Annotated in this window: 14 protein-coding genes; all 14 read right to left on the bottom strand. The window is 73.6% G+C overall.

What is annotated here, in order from left to right:
• Positions 1-162 precede the first annotated feature (162 nt).
• The 14 genes from AB0399_RS20165 to AB0399_RS20100 all read right to left on the bottom strand — a co-directional run bounded on the left by AB0399_RS20165 (position 163) and on the right by AB0399_RS20100 (position 17,311).
• Positions 163-1,419: an FAD-dependent oxidoreductase gene (locus tag AB0399_RS20165; RefSeq protein ID WP_366412255.1), complete on the bottom strand. Its 1,257-nt coding sequence runs from the start codon at positions 1,417-1,419 to the stop codon at positions 163-165.
• Positions 1,420-1,699: 280 nt separating this feature from the next.
• Entirely contained in the window at positions 1,700-2,614 is a 915-nt protein-coding gene (locus AB0399_RS20160) for a TIGR01777 family oxidoreductase (RefSeq protein ID WP_329370295.1), read from the bottom strand.
• Positions 2,615-2,636: 22 nt separating this feature from the next.
• Positions 2,637-3,149, bottom strand: coding sequence for a DUF4240 domain-containing protein (locus AB0399_RS20155; protein WP_328473998.1), 513 nt, complete (start codon positions 3,147-3,149; stop codon positions 2,637-2,639).
• Positions 3,150-3,410: 261 nt separating this feature from the next.
• Positions 3,411-4,445 (bottom strand): GNAT family N-acetyltransferase, encoded by a 1,035-nt coding sequence (locus AB0399_RS20150; protein WP_366412254.1) that lies wholly within the window; start codon positions 4,443-4,445, stop codon positions 3,411-3,413.
• A gap of 187 nt (positions 4,446-4,632) precedes the next feature.
• The gene (gene aceE, locus AB0399_RS20145; RefSeq protein ID WP_366412253.1) at positions 4,633-7,317 is read right to left on the bottom strand and encodes a pyruvate dehydrogenase (acetyl-transferring), homodimeric type; all 2,685 of its coding nucleotides are present in this window, start codon (positions 7,315-7,317) and stop codon (positions 4,633-4,635) included.
• 263 nt (positions 7,318-7,580) lie between these two features.
• Positions 7,581-8,219, bottom strand: coding sequence for a GntR family transcriptional regulator (locus AB0399_RS20140; protein ID WP_329370301.1), 639 nt, complete (start codon positions 8,217-8,219; stop codon positions 7,581-7,583).
• Positions 8,220-8,415: 196 nt separating this feature from the next.
• Positions 8,416-10,224: a 2-oxoglutarate dehydrogenase, E2 component, dihydrolipoamide succinyltransferase gene (gene sucB, locus AB0399_RS20135; RefSeq protein WP_366412252.1), complete on the bottom strand. Its 1,809-nt coding sequence runs from the start codon at positions 10,222-10,224 to the stop codon at positions 8,416-8,418.
• Between the two features lie 50 nt (positions 10,225-10,274).
• Positions 10,275-11,663 (bottom strand): dihydrolipoyl dehydrogenase, encoded by a 1,389-nt coding sequence (lpdA, locus tag AB0399_RS20130; protein WP_329370305.1) that lies wholly within the window; start codon positions 11,661-11,663, stop codon positions 10,275-10,277.
• A gap of 247 nt (positions 11,664-11,910) precedes the next feature.
• Positions 11,911-13,425 carry a leucyl aminopeptidase gene (locus AB0399_RS20125; protein ID WP_329370306.1) on the bottom strand — a complete coding sequence of 505 codons (1,515 nt, stop codon included), beginning with the start codon at positions 13,423-13,425 and terminating at the stop codon, positions 11,911-11,913.
• 325 nt (positions 13,426-13,750) lie between these two features.
• Complete coding sequence (locus tag AB0399_RS20120) at positions 13,751-14,563, bottom strand: adenosylcobinamide-GDP ribazoletransferase (RefSeq protein ID WP_329370308.1); 813 nt, start codon at positions 14,561-14,563, stop codon at positions 13,751-13,753.
• 42 nt (positions 14,564-14,605) lie between these two features.
• Positions 14,606-15,187, bottom strand: coding sequence for a 3'-5' exonuclease (locus AB0399_RS20115; protein ID WP_366412251.1), 582 nt, complete (start codon positions 15,185-15,187; stop codon positions 14,606-14,608).
• A 140-nt stretch (positions 15,188-15,327) separates the two neighbouring features.
• Entirely contained in the window at positions 15,328-15,969 is a 642-nt protein-coding gene (locus AB0399_RS20110; RefSeq protein WP_366412250.1) for a DUF1707 domain-containing protein, read from the bottom strand.
• 78 nt (positions 15,970-16,047) lie between these two features.
• Positions 16,048-16,329, bottom strand: coding sequence for a hypothetical protein (locus tag AB0399_RS20105; RefSeq protein WP_366412249.1), 282 nt, complete (start codon positions 16,327-16,329; stop codon positions 16,048-16,050).
• Positions 16,330-16,366: 37 nt separating this feature from the next.
• Positions 16,367-17,311: a hypothetical protein gene (locus AB0399_RS20100; RefSeq protein WP_366412248.1), complete on the bottom strand. Its 945-nt coding sequence runs from the start codon at positions 17,309-17,311 to the stop codon at positions 16,367-16,369.
• Positions 17,312-17,452 lie beyond the last annotated feature (141 nt).

Genomic DNA, 17,452 nt, shown 5'->3' with positions numbered 1-17,452 from the left:
TACCGCGCTGACCTCCCCCGCCTTCCCTCCATCGCCGGGCGGCTCCACCTGTGCCTCCGGGGGCGGGCACGGGAGGTTTCCGGCCCGGGGGGACCTGGGAGCGTACGGGGGCGGGTGAGTCCACCCGGCCCCGTACGCCCCGCTCGCCACCCCGGGCCGGGATCACGCCGGGAGGCCCGTCGCGAGGTCGCGGAGTGCGGCCGCGGCGGCGCGGCGGCCGGAGAAGAGGGCGCCCTGGATCGTGGAGGTGTCGCGGTGGTCGCCGCAGACGTAGAGGCCGGCGAGGAGGCGGACCGGGCGGCGCAGGTCGTGGGGCGGCGGCATGGCGGGGACGGAGTGGGGTGTGGTGCGCAGCGAGAGGAGGTCCCAGCGGTCGGTGGAGGTGTCGTAGAGGTCGGCGAGGTGGGAGCGGATGGTCTTGTCGTCGGAGCCGTCCGGCGGGGGGCCGAGGACGACGGAGGTGACGAGGGTGCGGCCGGTGGGCGCGCGGGTGGGGTCGATGGCGGTGGCGGCGTAGGTGTGGGAGACCGGCCCGAGGCGGTCGGCGTCGAGGACGAGCACGGGTTCGCGCAGGGGCGCGGCGGGCGCGGCGTGGTGGACCACGGTGACCGGGTGGAAGCCGGGCACGCGCAGGCCCGGCAGGAGCGCGGCGGCCGCGTGGGCGTCGGTGGCGACGACCACGCCGCGGCAGGGGAGTTCGGCGCCGTCGGTGGTGTGCACGGCGTTCGCGGCGACATGGGCGGCGCGGACCCCGAACCGTATGGTGCCGGGCGGGAGCGTGGCCGCCAGCCGCTCGGGCAGGCGGGCGGCGCCGCCGACCGGCAGGCAGGCGCGGCCGCGGGCGAACCCGCGCAGCACGATGTCGGCGACCCGGCTGGACGTGCCGAGTTCGGCGTCGCACAGCAGCGCGGCGAGCAGCGGCCGCAGGAAGTGCTCGACGGTGCGGGGCGCGAAGCCGCGGCCGGCCAGCGCGAGGGCGGCGGTGCTCTCGGGGCGCGCGGTGATGCGGTGGGTGGGGGTGGCGGCGAGCCGGTCCAGCGCGGTGCCGAGCCGGGCCCGGTCGCGGGCGGAGCCGAGCGGTGCGCGGGCGCCGCGCGGGCCCCCGACCCGGTAGGCGTGCCCGCCGGAGCGGACGAGCGCGCCGGGGGCGAGATGGGCCAGCGGCAGGCCGCGCAGGCCGCTGGCGCGGCGCAGCTCGGGGTAGGCGGTGTTGAGCAGTTGGGGCCCGTGGTCGAGCCGGAAGCCGTCGACGGTGTCGGTGGCCATCCGCCCGCCGACGCGTTCGGTGGACTCCAGGACGGTGACGCTCAGGCCCCCTTCGGTCAGATGGTGTGCGGCGGCCAGGCCCGCCGGGCCCGCGCCGATGACGATCACATCCGTGGCGGCGGCCACGCCTTTCGGGCGTGCTGGTGAGAGCACGATGCCCCTCCCGAGGTCGGGTCCGGTCCCCGCTGGCGTCTGCGCGACGGGCGTGGCGGACCGGAGCGACGAGCGGGGGCCCTGATCCGTTGACGCACCGTCATATACCCACTGCGGCCAGGTGGTCGGCAGGTGGGCTCGGCTCGCGCGAAACGCTGCTAAAGGTCATGCCCTCATCAAAGGCAAAGGATGCGGGGCGGACCGGTCCGATCCGGCCCTTTCCGGTGCGTTTTCCGGCCGCGGGCCCGCCCGGACGGCGCCGGGGCCCTCGGGCCGCCCCTCAGACCCGGTTGCGCGGCGGCAGCGCCGCCTTGATCGCGTCGTCGAGGTCGGGGTGCGCGAAGGAGAACCCGGCGTCCAGCAGCCGCTTGGGGCGCACCCGCTGACTGCCCGTCACATCGCCGGCGAACTCGCCCAGCACCGCCCGCAGCGCGAACGACGGCACCGGCAGCACCGTCGGGCGGTGCAGCACCCGCCCCATCGCCTTGGTGACCTCGCTGTTGGTACGGGGCTCCGGGCCGGTCAGGTTCACCGGCCCCGACAGCTCCTCGTTGTCGATGGCGTACCGCAGCGCCGCGACCTCGTCCCGCAGCGAGATGAAGCTCCAGTACTGCCGCCCGCTGCCGAGCCGCCCGCCCAGCCCGGCCCGGAAGAACGGGAACAGCGCCCCCCACGCGCCGCCCTGCGGGGAGACCACCAGGCCGGTACGGGCGTGCACCGTACGGATGCCGGCCGCGCGCGCCGGGTCGGCCGCGGCCTCCCACGCCTGGACCAGGTCGGCGAGGAACCCCTCGCCCGCCGGGCTGTCCTCGTCCACGAAACGGTCCCCGGTGTCGCCGTAGAAGCCGATCGCGCTGCCGGCCACCAGCACCCGCGGCTTCGGGTCGAGCGCGGCCATCGCCTTCGCGATCGTGGCGGTGCCGTCCACCCGGCTGTCGAGGAGGACCTTCTTGCGCTTGTCGCTCCAGCGCCGCTCCGCGACCGGCGCGCCCGCCAGGTGCACGACCGCCTCGCAGCCGGCCAGCCCGTCGGGGTCCACGGTGCCCGCGGACGGGTCCCAGCGGACCTCTCCCGGGCCGTGCGGGCCGCGCCGGACCAGCGCGACGACCTCGTGGCCGTCGGCCGCCAGCGAGGCGGTGAGGGCGGAGCCGATCAGCCCGGAGGCGCCGGTGACTGCGATACGCATGCGGGCCATTGTGCCCGGTCGGGCCGCCGGTCTACCCGAAGCGCGCCCACAACTGGGGGAAGCGGGCCGCCATCGCCTGGTCGTCGTCGAACTCCGGGCGCTCGCCCTCCGGGCCGTCCTGCCGCGGCAGCTGCAGATCCGGCAGCCGCACACCCGTCAACTGCTCGTACGCCTCGTCGGCGGCGTACCCCAGGTCCTCGGCGTCGCCGTCCGCCTCCGGGTCGAACTCCGGTACCAGGAAGGCCAGGTCGTCGGGGGAGTGCAGGGCGCCCTCGAAGACGTGCCGGCCCTGGCCGATCAGCCAGCAGCGGAAGAAGTCGAACGCGTCCTCGTCGGCGCCGCCCAGCATGATGTCGGCGGCGCCCCACAGGTCCCACGAGAAGGCCCGGTTGAAGCGGGTCTCGAAGTGCCGGGCGAAGTCCAGCACGGCGTCCGGATCGAGCCCGGCCAGCCGCTCGACCATCAGGTCGGCGTGCTCCTCCGGATCGTCGTCCGACGCCTCGCGGGTGCTGTCGACGATCTCCCAGAACTCCGTCTCGTCCATCACGCGTACAGCTTCCCGCCCCAGGGTGCCCTGTGCAACGCGACCCCCCAGGGTGCTTGGTTGCTGTTCGGTTGCGGGACCGTCCGCCGATGGGTGGCTGGTCGCGAGGTCCCCCGCGCCCCTTGGCGGATGCCCCCTTTTTCGCGGAAGGAGCCGCGCGGAACCAGAGGCGCGGGGAACCAGAGGCGCGGAGAACCGCGCGACCGGCCCACCACCGGCCGCAAGGTCCCCCGACGTACAGAACCGCACCACCCCGGGGGGTTACGCCGGCAGCGTGAGCTGATACGCCACGGTGCGCCGTAGGGGGCGGAAGCCCAGCGCCGCGTTCACCGCCAGCATGTGGCGGTTGTCGTCGGCGGTGTTGGTGACGACCTCGGTCACCTCGGGGTGCGCGTCCAGCAGGTGCCGCAGCATCGCCGACTTCAGCCACAGGCCGAGCCCGTGACCGCGGTGGGCGGCCACCACGGCCGTGTCGAGCTGCTTCGCGCGGGCACGGGCGCTGCTCGCGTCCCCGGCCCCGCCGTCGCCACCCTCGTCCGCCTCGGCCGGCAGCGTCAGCTTCGTGTACCCGGCCACCGAACCGTCGGCCTCGCTGATCGCCGCGTGGTTCAGCAGCCGCTCACCGCGCCGGGCCGCCAACTCCGCGGTCATCCGCACCCGCTCGGCGTCCCAGCGGGTCCTGCTGACCTCCAGGCCGCCGCTCGGCATGTCCGCCAGGGCCGCCCGGGCCGCCGCGAAGGACTCCGCGAGGGCGTCCGGCGGCGCGCCCTCCCAGGCCGCCAGCCGGTAGCCGGGGTGCGGCACGTCCGGCAGCTTCACGATCCGCTCCGGGATCTCGGCCAGCACCAGCCGCTGCCAGGTCAGCCGCAGCGCGGGTACGAACTCCCGGGTGGCGAGGAAGCTCTCCCCCGGGGTGCCGGCCAGCACTTCCGTCGACAGCCGGCGGCAGTCCTCCTCGGTCGCCGCGGCCACCACCGTGGCCAGCAGCCGCGACCCCATGCCCATCCTGCGGTGCGCGGGATGGACCGTCAGTTCCACCGACGCGAGGCGGCCACCGCCCTCGGCGGCCGGCAGCCGGAGCTTCGCCGTGGCCACGCCCTCGTCGTTCGCGCCGTGCACCAGCCACAGGGCTAAGCGACTGCCGGGACCGACGGTGGTCAGCGAGGCCCGCACATGGGCCAGGGTCGGCAGCGGGTCTCCCGGGCGGTCGTGAGCGAGCGCCGCGGACCGCACCCGGTGCCACGCGCGGACGTCGTCAGCGGTGGGGGAGGTCAGCCGCCGTTGTTTGGTAGGCATCCGGGGGAACTTAACCGGTTGGTGTAGCAGCCCGCAATCCCTTCCGGCGGGTACATTCCGCACGTCACGACGGCCGCCCCTCGGAACGGCGTGTTCCGAGGGGCGGCCGCCGGACACGCCGCGTCAGGACCCGCGGCGGGGACTGCGTGAAGGCCCCGCCGCGAGCCCTGTCAGGACACTCGGTGCCTCAGAGCCCGTAGCGCTCCGCGGCCTCCTTCACCGTCTCCGGTTTGACCTCGCCGCGCCGGGCGAGCGCGGCCAGCGCCTGCACGGTGAGCGACTGCGGGTCCACGCCGAAGTGCCGGCGGGCCGCGTCACGCGTGTCGGACAGGCCGAACCCGTCGGTGCCCACCGACGTCCAGTCCTGCTCGACCCACTGCGCGATCTGGTCCGGCACCGCCCGCATCCAGTCGCTGACGGCCACCACCGGACCCGGCGCACCGGCCAGCGTCCGCGTCACGTACGGCACCCGGTCCTCGCCGCGCAGCCGCGCCGCGTCGCACTCCAGCGCCTCACGCCGCAACTGCGTCCAGGACGGCGCCGACCACACGTCCGCGGCCACGCCCCAGTCCTCGGCGAGCAGCCGCTGCGCCTCCAGCGCCCAGTGGATCGCGGTGCCCGACGCCAGCAACTGCGCGCGGGGCGCGTCGGCGGCGGCCGGTGCCGCCTGCTGGTAGCGGTACAGGCCCTTGATGATGCCCTCTTCCACACCCTCGGGCATGGCGGGCTGCACCTTCGGCTCGTTGTACACCGTCAGGTAGTAGAAGACGTCCTGGTCCTCGCCCTCGACGGCCGGACCGTACATCCGCCGCAGGCCCTCGCGGACGATCACCGCGACCTCGTATGCGAACGCCGGGTCGTAGGAGAGCGCCGCCGGGTTGGTGGAGGCGAGCAGGTGGGAGTGGCCGTCGGCGTGCTGCAGGCCCTCGCCGGTCATGGTGGTGCGGCCGGCGGTGGCGCCGATCACGAAGCCGCGGCCCAGCTGGTCGGCGAGCGCCCAGAACTGGTCGGCGGTGCGCTGGAACCCGAACATCGAGTAGAAGATGTAGAACGGGATCATCGGCTCGCCGTGCGTGGCGTACGACGTGGCCGCGGCGGTGAAGTCGGCGAGCGAACCGGCCTCGGTGATCCCCTCGTTGAGGATCTGGCCGTCCTTCGCCTCCTTGTAGTACAGCAGTTGGTCGCGGTCGACCGGGTCGTACGTCTGCCCCTTGGGGGAGTACAGCCCGGCGGACGGGAAGAGCGACTCCATGCCGAAGGTGCGGGCCTCGTCGGGCACGACCGGCACCCAGCGGCGCCCGGTCTCCTTCTCCCGCATCAGGTCCTTCACCAGCCGGACGAACGCCATGGTGGTGGCGATCTCCTGGTTGCCGGAGCCCTTCTCCAGGGACTTGTACGCCTTCTCCGGCGGCAGCGGCAGCGGCGCCGCCACGACCTTGCGGGCCGGCGCCGGCCCGCCCAGCGCCGCCCGGCGCTCGCGCAGGTAGCGCATCTCGGGGGAGTCCTCGCCCGGGTGCCAGTACGGCACCACGTCGGCGTCCAGCGCGCTGTCCGGTATGGGCAGCTCCAGCAGGTCGCGCATGGTGCGGAACTGCGCGCCGGTGAGCTTCTTCATCTGGTGGTTGGCGTTGCGGGACTCGAAGCCCGCGCCGAGCGTGTAGCCCTTCACGGTCTGCGCGAGGATCACCGTGGGGGCGCCCTTGTGCTCCAGCGCCGCGCGGTAGGCCGCGTACACCTTGCGCGGCTCGTGGCCGGCGCGCGAGGTCTGGAAGAGCTCCAGCAGCTTCGCGTCGGTCAGCCGCCCGCCGATCGCGCGCAGCGAGGCGTCCGCGCCGAAGAAGTGCTCGCGCAGGTAGGCCGCGTCGCTGGTGGCGTAGGTCTGGAACTGGGCGTCCGGGGTGTCCCGCAGCCGCCGGATCAGCGCGCCGTCGGTGTCCTGGGCCAGCACCTCGTCCCAGGCCGCGCCCCACAGCGCCTTCACCACGTGCCAGCCGGCCGCGCGGAACTGCGCCTCCAGCTCCTGCACGATCTTGAAGTTCGGGCGGACCGGGCCGTCCAGCCGCTGGAGGTTGCAGTTGATGACGTAGGTCAGGTTGTCCAGACCCTCGCGGGCGGCGAGCGCCAGGGCGGCGGTCGACTCCGGCTCGTCCATCTCGCCGTCGCCGAGGAAGGCCCACACGTGCGAGGCCGAGGTGTCCTTGATGCCGCGGTGCTCCAGGTAGCGGTTGAAGCGCGCCTGGTAGATCGCCGAGAGCGGGCCGAGGCCCATCGACACGGTCGGGAACTCCCACAGCCACGGCAGCCGCCGCGGGTGCGGGTACGACGGCAGGCCGTCGCCGCCGGCCTCCTGCCGGAAGCGGTCCAGGTGGGCCTCGGTCAGCCGCCCGTCGAGGAACGCGCGGGCGTAGATGCCGGGCGAGGCGTGGCCCTGGATGTAGAGCTGGTCGCCGCTGCCGGCGCCCTCCTTGCCGTGGAAGAAGTGCTGGAAGCCGGTCTCGTAGAGCCAGGCGGCCGAGGCGAAGGTGGCGATGTGGCCGCCGAGGCCGAGCTTGCTGCCGCGGGTGACCATCGCCGCCGCGTTCCAGCGGTTCCAGGCGGTGATCCGCGCCTCCATCGCCTCGTCGCCCGGGTACGCGGGCTCGGCGGCGGTGGGGATGGTGTTGATGTACTCGGTCTCCAGCGGCGTCGGCAGCGCGAGGCCGCTTTCGCTACCGCTCTCCAGGGTGCGGCGCATCAGGTACGCCGCCCTGTGCGGACCCGCGGCCTTGGCGACCGCGTCCAGGGACGCGCGCCATTCCGCGGTCTCCTCCGGGTCGACGTCGGGGATCTGGTCGAGCTGACTCGGCCGGGTACGGCCTACGGCGTCAGGCATGGGTGTGTGCCGCCTTCCAGACAACGGAGGGAGGGGGTGGGAAGTGTGAGTCGGGCACGACAGGTTGCTCCCCACTGACCGACGTTACGCTTCGATCGATGATCGATCAATGGCCCGCGGGCAAGTAACTGGAGGTCGGCACGGGGTGCCAGCCTTTAAGGCACCCAGTGACAGGCGGGCTTCGCCTTGGAAACGGTGGCGGAACGGGCACGGACCCGAGCCTACCGAAGGGCGGCGGGGCTCCCCGCGGCCCTTCGGCAGCCCTACACCTGCGGGGCGCAGCTCAGCACGTGGGACTTGATCAGCTCGCCGATCCGGGGGTCGCGGGCCGTGAACGCGTCGACCAGCTCCTGGTGCTCGTCGGCGTACGCGCGCGGCGCCGGGCTCAGCCACCGCATCGACAGCGTGGTCCACACCTCGATCCCGAGCGACTCCCAGACGTGCAGCAGCACGCCGTTGTCGGCCGCGCGGACCAGTTCGTGGTGGAAGGCGACGGTGTGCCGCACCTGCGCCTCGTCGTCGAGGGCGGTGTCGGCCGCCCGGAGCGCGGCCACCTCGCGCTCCAGCGCGCTCGGGTCCTCCGCGAGGGTGCCGGCCGCCAGCTCCGCCGCGACCTGCTCCAGGCCGGCCCGCACCGGGTAGCTCTCCTTGACGTCCGCCGCGGTGAGCCCGCGCACGCGCACGCCCTTGTTCGGCGCCGACTCGATCAGCCGCAGCGTCTCCAGCTCGCGCAGCGCCTCGCGTACCGGCGTCTGGCTGACCTGGAGCTCGACCGCGATCCGCCGTTCCACGATCCGCTCGCCCGGCTTCCAACGCCCGCTGACGATGCCGTCGAGGATGTGCTCGCGGATCTGCTCGCGCAGGCTGTGCACGACCAGATGAGGGGCGGCGGCTTGGGCCATGGGGGCGCGCTCCTTCACTGTTGCGTGCCTATGACGATACGACGCGGCGGTGCGCCTGCCGCCCGCCGGGACGTATCCGGCTCCTACACGGCGGCCGGGACCTGCCTGGACAGCGGCGGGACGCGCCGGCGCCCCCGCACCCGGTGGACGGGGCGGGGGCGCCGTTGACGCGGTACCGCTCAGGCGCGGGAGGCGCTCACAGGCCGAGCTCGACCTCGAACTCGCCCGCCTCCAGGATCTCCTTGACCGCCGTCAGGTAACGGGCCGCGTCGGCACCGTCCACCAGCCGGTGGTCGTAGGACAGCGCCAGGTACGTCATGTCCCGGACGCCGATGACCGTGCCCTCGGCGGTCTCCACGACCACCGGGCGCTTGACGGTCGCGCCGATGCCGAGGATCGCGGCCTGGTTCGGAGGCACGATGACCGTGTCGAACAGCGCGCCGCGCGAACCGGTGTTGCTGATCGTGAAGGTCGCGCCCGCCAGGTCGTCCGGGGTGATCTTGCTGGCCCGGACGTTGCCCGCCAGCTCGGCGGTCTTCTTGGCGATGCCCGCGATGTTCAGGTCGCCGGCGCCCTTGATGACCGGGGTCATCAGGCCCTTCTCGGAGTCCACCGCGATACCGATGTTCTCGGTGTCGAAGTAGGTGATCGTGCCCTCGTCTTCGTTGATGCGGGCGTTGATCACCGGGTGGGCCTTGAGCGCCTGGGCGGCGGCCTTGACGAAGAACGGCATCGGGGAGAGCTTCACGCCCTCGCGTGCCGCGAAGGACTCCTTGGCCAGCCCGCGCAGCCGCATGACCCGGGTGACGTCCACCTCGACCACGCTGGTCAGCTGCGCCTGCGAGTGCAGGGCCTTCATCATGTTGTCGCCGATGACCTTGCGCATCCGGGTCATCTTGACCGTCTGGCCGCGCAGCGGCGAGACCTCGACGGACTTCGCCGCCTTGGGCGCGGCCGCCGCCGGGGTCGCGGCGGCCTTGGCCGCCTCGGCCGCGGTGAGCACGTCCTGCTTGCGGATACGGCCGCCGACGCCGGTGCCCCGCACCGCGCCGAGGTCCACGCCGCTCTCGGCGGCGAGCTTGCGGACCAGCGGGGTGACGTAGGCGCCGTCGCCGGCACCCGCGGCAGCCGCCGGAGCGGCGGGAGCGGGCTGGGCGGCCGGAGCCGGAGCCGGAGCCGGAGCCGGTGCGGGAGCCGGGGCCTGCGGGGCAGGCGCCGGAGCGGCCGGAGCCGGAGCGGCGGCCTGCGGAGCCGGCGCGGCCGGAGCCGGTGCCGGGGCAGGGGCGGCGGGAGCGGGAGCGGGAGCCGGGGCCGCGGGGGCCGGGGCGGGCGCGGCAGGCGCGGGAGCCGCCGCCGGAGCGGCACCGGCCGCACCGATGACCGCCAGCTTCGCGCCGACCTCGGCCGTCTCGTCCTCCTGGACCAGGATCTCCAGCAGGGTGCCGGACGCGGGCGACGGGATCTCGGTGTCGACCTTGTCCGTGGAGACCTCGAGCAGCGGCTCGTCGGCGTCCACGCTGTCGCCGACCGACTTCAGCCAGCGGGTGACGGTGCCCTCGGTGACGGACTCGCCCAGCGCGGGCAGCACCACGTCGGTGCCGGACGCGCCGGAACCACCCGCGGCCGCCTGCGCGGTCGGGGCGGGGGCGGGAGCCGCGGCCTCGGTGGAGGGGGTGGCGGCGGCCGGGGTCGGCGCGGGCGCCGGCTCCGGCTCCGGGGTGGGGGCCGGCTGCGCGGCGGGGGCCGCGGGCGCCGCGGGGGCGCCCGAGCCGTCGTCGATCACGGCCAGCTCGGCGCCGACCTCGACCGTCTCGTCCTCGGCGACCTTGATGGACGCCAGGACGCCGGACGCGGGAGAGGGGATCTCGGTGTCGACCTTGTCGGTCGAGACCTCGAGCAGGGGCTCGTCGGCCTCGACACGCTCGCCCTCGGCCTTCAGCCAGCGGGTGACGGTGCCCTCGGTCACGCTCTCGCCGAGCGCCGGCAGGGTTACGGAAACCGCCATGGTTGCGGTTGCTCCTAACGATCTGTGCGGATGGGTGGCGTGTTCGAGGGTCAGTCGTGCGAGTGCAGCGGCTTGCCGGCGAGCGCCAGGTGGGCCTCGCCGAGAGCTTCGCTCTGCGTCGGGTGGGCGTGGATGAGCTGCGCGACCTCGGCGGGCAGCGCCTCCCAGTTGTAGATGAGCTGCGCCTCGCCGACCTGCTCGCCCATCCGGTCGCCGACCATGTGGATGCCCACGACGGCGCCGTCGCGCACCTGGACGAGCTTGACCTCGCCCGCGGTCTTGAGGATCTTGCTCTTGCCGTTCCCGGCCAGGTTGTACTTGAGCGTGACGACCTTGTCCGCGCCGTACACCTCCTTGGCCTTCGCCTCGCTGATGCCCATCGAGGCGACCTCGGGGTGGCAGTACGTCACCCGCGGCACACCGTCGTAGTCGATCGGCACGGGCTTGAGGCCGGCCACCCGCTCGGCGACGAGGATGCCCTCGGCGAAGCCGACGTGCGCGAGCTGGAGGGTGGGCACCAGGTCGCCCACCGCGGAGATCGTCGGCACGTTGGTGCGCATGTACTCGTCGACCAGGACGTAGCCGCGGTCCATGGCGACGCCCTGCTCCTCGTAGCCGAGGTTCTGCGAGACCGGGCCGCGGCCGATCGCGACCAGCAGCACCTCCGCCTCGAAGGTCTTGCCGTCGGCCAGGGTGACCTTGACGCCGTTGTCGGTGTACTCGGCGCCCTGGAAGAAGGTGCCCAGGTTGAACTTGATGCCGCGCTTGCGGAAGGCCCGCTCCAGCAGCTTCGAGCTGTTCTCGTCCTCGACCGGCACCAGGTGGGGCAGGCCCTCGACGATCGTCACGTCGGTACCGAAGGACTTCCACGCCGAGGCGAACTCGACGCCGATCACGCCACCGCCCAGGATGATCGCCGACTGCGGCACCCGGTCCAGGACCAGGGCGTGGTCGGAGGAGATGACACGGTTGCCGTCGATGGTCAGGCCCGGCAGCGAGCGCGGTACGGACCCGGTCGCCAGCACGATGTGCCGGCCCTGGATGCGCTGCCCGTTCACATCCACCGAGGTGGGGGAGGAGAGCCGGCCCTCACCCTCGATGTACGTCACCTTGCGCGAGGCCACCAGGCCCTGCAGGCCCTTGTAGAGGCCGGAGATCACGTCGTCCTTGTACTTGTGGACGGCCGCGATGTCGATGCCCTCGAAGGTCGCCTTCACACCGAACTGCTCGCTCTCACGAGCCTGGTCGGCGATCTCGCCGGCGTGCAGCAGCGCCTTGGTGGGAATGCAGCCCTGGTGCAGACAGGTGCCCCCGAGCTTGTTCTTCTCGATCAGGGCGACGTCGAGTCCAAGCTGTGCGGCACGCAGGGCAGCCGCGTAACCGCCACTGCCACCGCCGAGGATCACTAGGTCGAAAACAGTGCTGGCGTCGTTCGCCACGTCACGTCCTCCATGCATGGGTTCGCCGGAGCCGGTCCACCTAGACCGGACGGCGGCTTTGGTTCGGCCGCTTTGTCTCAAAGGGGGCCCTGTCGTGCCGACCCACATCTTCGCACTTGTTGGCGGGCGGTGAGGCATCGGGCCATGCGGTGTGACGTAGCAGGTACGGCCCCGGGCAGATCACCCAGGGCCGTACGTGACACATCTCACCCGGTCGGCCTCGAATTGCCGCCACGGGTCCGACTTGTCAGAAGAGGTTGCCCTCTGCCGCCGTGCGGGCGAGGCCGACCAGGGTGCGGACGGCCGTGCCGGTGCCGCCCTTGGGGGTGTAGCCGAACGGCGCGCCCTCGTGGAAGGCGGGGCCGGCGATGTCCAGGTGCGCCCAGGTGATGCCCTCGCCGACGAACTCCCGCAGGAACAGCCCGGCGATCAGGCCGCCACCGGGCCGCACCCCCATGTTCGCGATGTCCGCGACCGGCGAGTCGAACGTCTTGCGCAGCTGCTGCGGCAGCGGCATCGGCCAGGAGTCCTCGCCCTCCGCCAGCGCCACGTCGTGCACGGCGGCCCGGAAGTCGTCGTCGTTGGCCATGATCCCGAACCGGCCGTCGCCGAGCGCCAGCACCATCGCCCCGGTCAGCGTCGCCACGTCCACGATCGCGTCCGGCGACTCCTCCGAGGCGCGGGCCAGCGCGTCGGCCAGCACCAGGCGGCCCTCGGCGTCGGTGTTCAGCACCTCGACGGTCTTGCCGCTGTACATCTTCAGCACGTCGCCCGGGCGGATCGCGTTGCCGCCGGGCATGTTCTCGGCCAGCGCCAGCCAGCCGGTCACGTTGACCGCCAGGCCGAGCTTCGCGGTCGCCAGCACCGCGCCGAACACGGCGGCCGCGCCGCTCATGTCGCACTTCATCGTCTCGTTGTGCCCCGGGGGCTTCAGCGAGATGCCGCCCGAGTCGTAGGTGATGCCCTTGCCGACGAAGGCGAGCGTGCGGGTCGCCTCGGGGTGGGTGTAGGCGACCTTGACCAGCCGGGGCGGCGTCGCCGAGCCCTGGCCGACGCCGAGGATGCCGCCGTAGCCGCCCTTGGTGAGCGCCTTCTCGTCCAGCACCTCGACCTTCAGGCCGAACTCCTTGCCCGCCTCCTGGGCGGCCGCGGCGAACGCCTTCGGGGTGAGGTCGTTCGGCGGGGTGTTGATCAGGTCGCGGGCCCGGTTGACCTCGGCCGCGACCGCGACGGCGCGCGCGGCGGCGGCCTTGTGCTCCTTGTCGCGCGGCTTCGCGCCGACCACGGCGACCTCGCCGAGCGGCCCGCGCGCGTCCTTCTTGCTGTCGGAGCGGTACGCGGTGAAGGCGTACGCGCCCAGCAGCGCACCGGTCGCGACGGCCTCGACGTCGGCGGCGGTGGCCGCCGGCAGCGCGAAGACGGCCTTCTTGGCGCCGGCCAGGGTGCGGGCGGCGACGCCCGCGGCCTTGCGCAGGGCCTCGGCGTCGTACGGCTCGTGGTTCCCGGCGGGCTCGCCGAGGCCGACCGCGAGCACCACGGGCGCCTTCACGCCGTCGGGCGCGGGCACCTTGGTCGACTCGCCCTCGGCGCCGGACGCGCCCAGGTTCTCAAGGACGGCGGCCAGTTTGCCGCCGAACGCGTCGTCCACGGCGTCCGCTCCCGGCGCCAGGCGCGGGCCTTTTGGGCCTTTGGTCACGCCTACGACGACGGCATCCGCGCGCAGCGCTGCGGCGGAAGAGGCGCTTAGTGTCAGAGCAGTCACGGTGGGTGGGGTCCTAACGGTCGAAGGGGTGCGGGCCGCCACGCCGGCGGAGCGGCCCTCCAACGAGCCTACGCTGCCGCGTTGCGGCTCAGTGGCCGGGCGGGCGGACGTGTCCGCACCCGTCCGGGCGCACCCGCGGGCCCGCGGTCCACGACGGCGGCAACCGGGCGCCGGTACGGGGCGGTTGCCCCGCCGCGGCCTTACCGCCCGAAGCACGGCAGGGATACGACGGGGAGGCGGCGCGCGACACCCGTGCGATGCATCGGTGGCGGCATCGGTGGCGGGCCGTCAGGACGGCGGCCCGTGGCGGCCGGTGGGCCGGAGGTCAGCGCAGCGACAGCACCAGCAGGGCGGCGGTGACGGCGGTCTCGCACAGCGCCCCGAACACGTCGCCGGTCACCCCGCCGAACCGGGCCCGGCACCTGCGCAGCAGCACCTCGGCCGCGGTCACGGCGACGGCGACGGCGAGCAGGAGGCGCAGCCAGGTCAGACCGTGGAAGCCCGCGCCGGCGAGCGCGGCGAGGCCGGCGCACCCCGCGGCCACGGCCCACGCCGTCCGGGCCGGCAGCACCCCGGCGACGGCAGCCCCGAGGCCGCCCGGCCGGGCCGCCGGCACCCCGCGCCGGGCCGCGAGCGTCATCGCGGCGCGCCCCGCCACCGCCCCGGCCACCGCGGACGTGAAACCGTAGACCCACCCGTGCCCGTAGCACGCGGCCAGCGCGGCGACCTGCGCGAGCAGCACCAGCGTCAAGGTCACCACGCCGAAGGGCCCGATGTCGGAGCGCTTCATGATGTCCAGCGCCTGCGCGGGCGGCTTGCCGCTGCCCAACCCGTCGGCGGTGTCGGCCAGTCCGTCGAGGTGCAGCCCCCTGGTCAGTACGGCCGGCACGGCGACCGCGCCCACCGCGGCCAGCAGCGCGCTCGCCCCGGCCGCGCGCAGTCCCGCGCCGACCGCGCCCGCGCCGGCCCCGATCGCCACGCCCACCAGCGGCGCCGCCGCCATCCCGCCGCGCGCGGCCGCCCGGTCCCAGCGGGTCACCCGCACCGGCACCACCGTCAACGTGCCGAACGCGAACCGCAGCGCGTCGCCCGGCCGCGCCCTCGCCTCTGCCTGCGGCCCCGCCGCTGCCTCGTCCACCGCGTGAGGCTACCGCTCCCGCCTCCGCGACCTGCGCGGACCTCAGCGGGGCAGGGCCGGCCACGCCCCTCGGCCGACCAGGTCGAGGACGAGCGCGGCGATGTTCCACGCGTCGTCCTCACCGCTGTGATGGCGTCCTTCGAGCGGCAGCCCGGCGATCTGGAGGGCGCCGCTCATGCCCGGTTTCCGGCGCAGCCCGTGGGCGGTCGTGAACACGGCCTTCGCGTTGGTGTGGGAGCGCTCGGTGGGATGGCCGAAGGGGTACGCCACCGCGTCGGCCTTGCTCTGCCGGGCGAACTGCCTGCGGTCGTACTCGCCCCAGCTCGCCCACGGGCGTTCCTCCGCCGCGTGCTCCGCCACGAGCAGCCGGCACGCCTCCGCGAAGGTGACGCCCCGCGCCACCTCGGCCTGCGTCAGGCCGGTCAGTTCGGTGCAGAACGGGCTCACCGCGGAACGGTGGGGCCGCACCAGGATGCGGTGCCGCGACACCCGGCGCCTCGCCCGGAGGTCGACCACGGTGAGGCCGATCTCGATGATCTCGCTCACCGAGCCGGGCGGCGGTTGCCCCTCCCAGCAGGTGGCTTCCACGTCGATCACGTTCAGCAGGGCGGATTCGGCTCCCATCCGGCGAGCGTAGGGCGCCGCACCGGCGGCGGGCACCCGGTTTTCACGGCGGGCCGTACCGGCGCTCGCGCATGGAGGAGGCGAGCAGGACCGCGGGGCGGGCCGGCGCCGTGGCTGCTTGCCGTGGCTGCTTGCCGCGGCTACTTGCCGCCTCCGAACATCCGGCGCAGCAGGCCCGGCCGGCGGGGCGGTCGCGGGGGCTGGATCACCACGTTGCCGCCGGTCAACTTGCCGGTGATGACGATCTGGTGGGTGATGGGGATGCCCTGCGGGCGGTCCTGCGCGTGGCGGTGGCGCACCGAGCCGCCGCGGATGTCGATCTCGTCGGCGTCCACGGAGTAGCCGTCCGGGACGATCAGCCGCAGGTTGCCGCCGCGCAACTCGACGTCCACGTGGGTGACCGCTCCGCGCACCGTCGCGGTGGAGAAGTCCAGCACCACGTTGCCGCCGCGTACCTCCGCTTCCAGGCGGCGCGGTGCCACCCACGGGCCCTCGTACCGCAGGCTCGCGCCGACTCGCCGCACCCGTACGACGTCCTTCGTCCGTACCGCCTCCGCCGGCGTCACCGGCGTCTGCCCGGGCAGGTCCGCGACCAGCGGCGCGAGGTCCCCGTACGTCCGTGCCCCGAAGCAGCTCTCCAGCCGCTCCTCCAGCTCCTCCAGGCTCAACCGGCCGTCGCCCGCGGCGACGCGCAACACCTCCGCGACCCGCTCCCGGTCCTCATGCGAGACCCGCTGGTCCAGCTTTTCCCCACCCGCCCACGGCACCGGCTCCTGAGTCATGTCCGGCACCCTATGACAGCCCACCCGCCCGCGCAGCCACCCCCGACTCACAGGGAACGACCGCGCGGGAACCCGTACTCAGCCGGTGGGTTCGTCGCCCCCGATGAAGATCTGCTCGGCGGTCCCCGCGGTCAGTGCCCGCTGGAACCACGCGCGCAGGAGGTCCGGGTCGCCGCATGCGGTGACGCGTGAGCGGATGGCGTCGTCGAGGAGGCCTCGGGTGGTGAGCAGGAGAAGCAGGGACTCCCTGCCGCTCTCCACGCGGCCCTCCACGCGGCCTTCGTCGCGGCCCTCCGCGCGGCCTTCGTCGCGGAGCTTCTCCGAGGTCTCGGAGCGGAAGAAGGAGAGGTCGACGGCCATGAGGTCCTTCCGGGTGGGGCGACGCGGCGGGCTGGGCTCAGCCGGTGGGTTCGTCGTCCCCGGTGAAGATCTGCTCGGCGGTTTCCGCGGTCAGTGCCCGCTGGAACCATGTGCCGAGGAGGTCCGGGTCGCCGCATGCGGTGACGCGTGAGCGGATGGCGTCGTCAAGGAGCCCTCGGGTGGTGAGCAGGAGAAGCAGGGACTCCCTGCCGCTCTCCACGCGGCCCTCCACGCGGCCCTCCACGCGGCCTTCTACACGGCCTTCGTCGCGGCCCTCCGCGCGGCCTTCGTCGCGGAGCTTCTCCGAGGTCTCGGAGCGGAAGAAGGAGAGGTCGACGGCCATGAGGTCCTTCCAGATGTGTGCTGCCGGGCTGCTGCCCAGTCCGAGTTCGGTGAGCTCCCTGAAGATCGAGGCGGTGGACTCGTCGACCGTCTTCAGGGCGGAAGCCAGTGCCTCCAGCATCATATCTGCTTGGGGATGCTCACCGTGAGTGATCGCGGAGAAAACGGCCAGGGGGATGTCCTTGGCGGCGGCCTCCTTGTCGGTGATGACCGGCACGTTGTGGGGGCCGAGGACCAGGGGGCGGACGGTGAGACTGCGCCAGTGGGAGATCCCGAAGTGGAAGGGCCCCTTGGCCCAGCGGGCCGTCTTCTCGTCCTGGCAGGTGACCAGAAGGACCGGTGGCTTGCGGTACTTGGCCTGCAGGAAGGCCAGGTAGTACGCCCAACTGGCGCCCTTGTCCGGGTCCTTGCGGCTCTGCGCCTCGATGGCGAGCAGGTAGCTCTGGCCGTCGGCGCAGTCGATCTGGAGGAGGGTGTCGAGGCGCCGTTCGAGCGGTTTGAGCTCGGTGACGTCGGTGGGCAGGAGGGAGACCGCGACCGGGTCGGAGAAGGGGAGTCCGAGGCGGCGGAAGGTCCGGGCGAAGATGCCGGCGTCCTCATGGAAGATCCGGTGCATCGCCTCATGCGATGAGGTGACCATAACCACGGAGCGTAGGTGGTCGTTTACGCGCAGAAACGATCAGTCGGTGGCATCTCCGCTTGGCCGAGCGAACGGACAACGACCGGCCCGGCGCGGCGCCCCCGCCCGACGGGGGGGCCCGGGCCGGGGGGGCAATGGCGG

Origin of the sequence: Streptomyces sp. NPDC088194 (assembly GCF_040702025.1) — a bacterium.
Classification (GTDB): Bacteria; Actinomycetota; Actinomycetes; order Streptomycetales; family Streptomycetaceae; genus Actinacidiphila.
The sequence above is the reverse complement of the archived record's forward strand: the minus strand, read 5'-3'. Positions and strand labels throughout refer to the sequence as shown.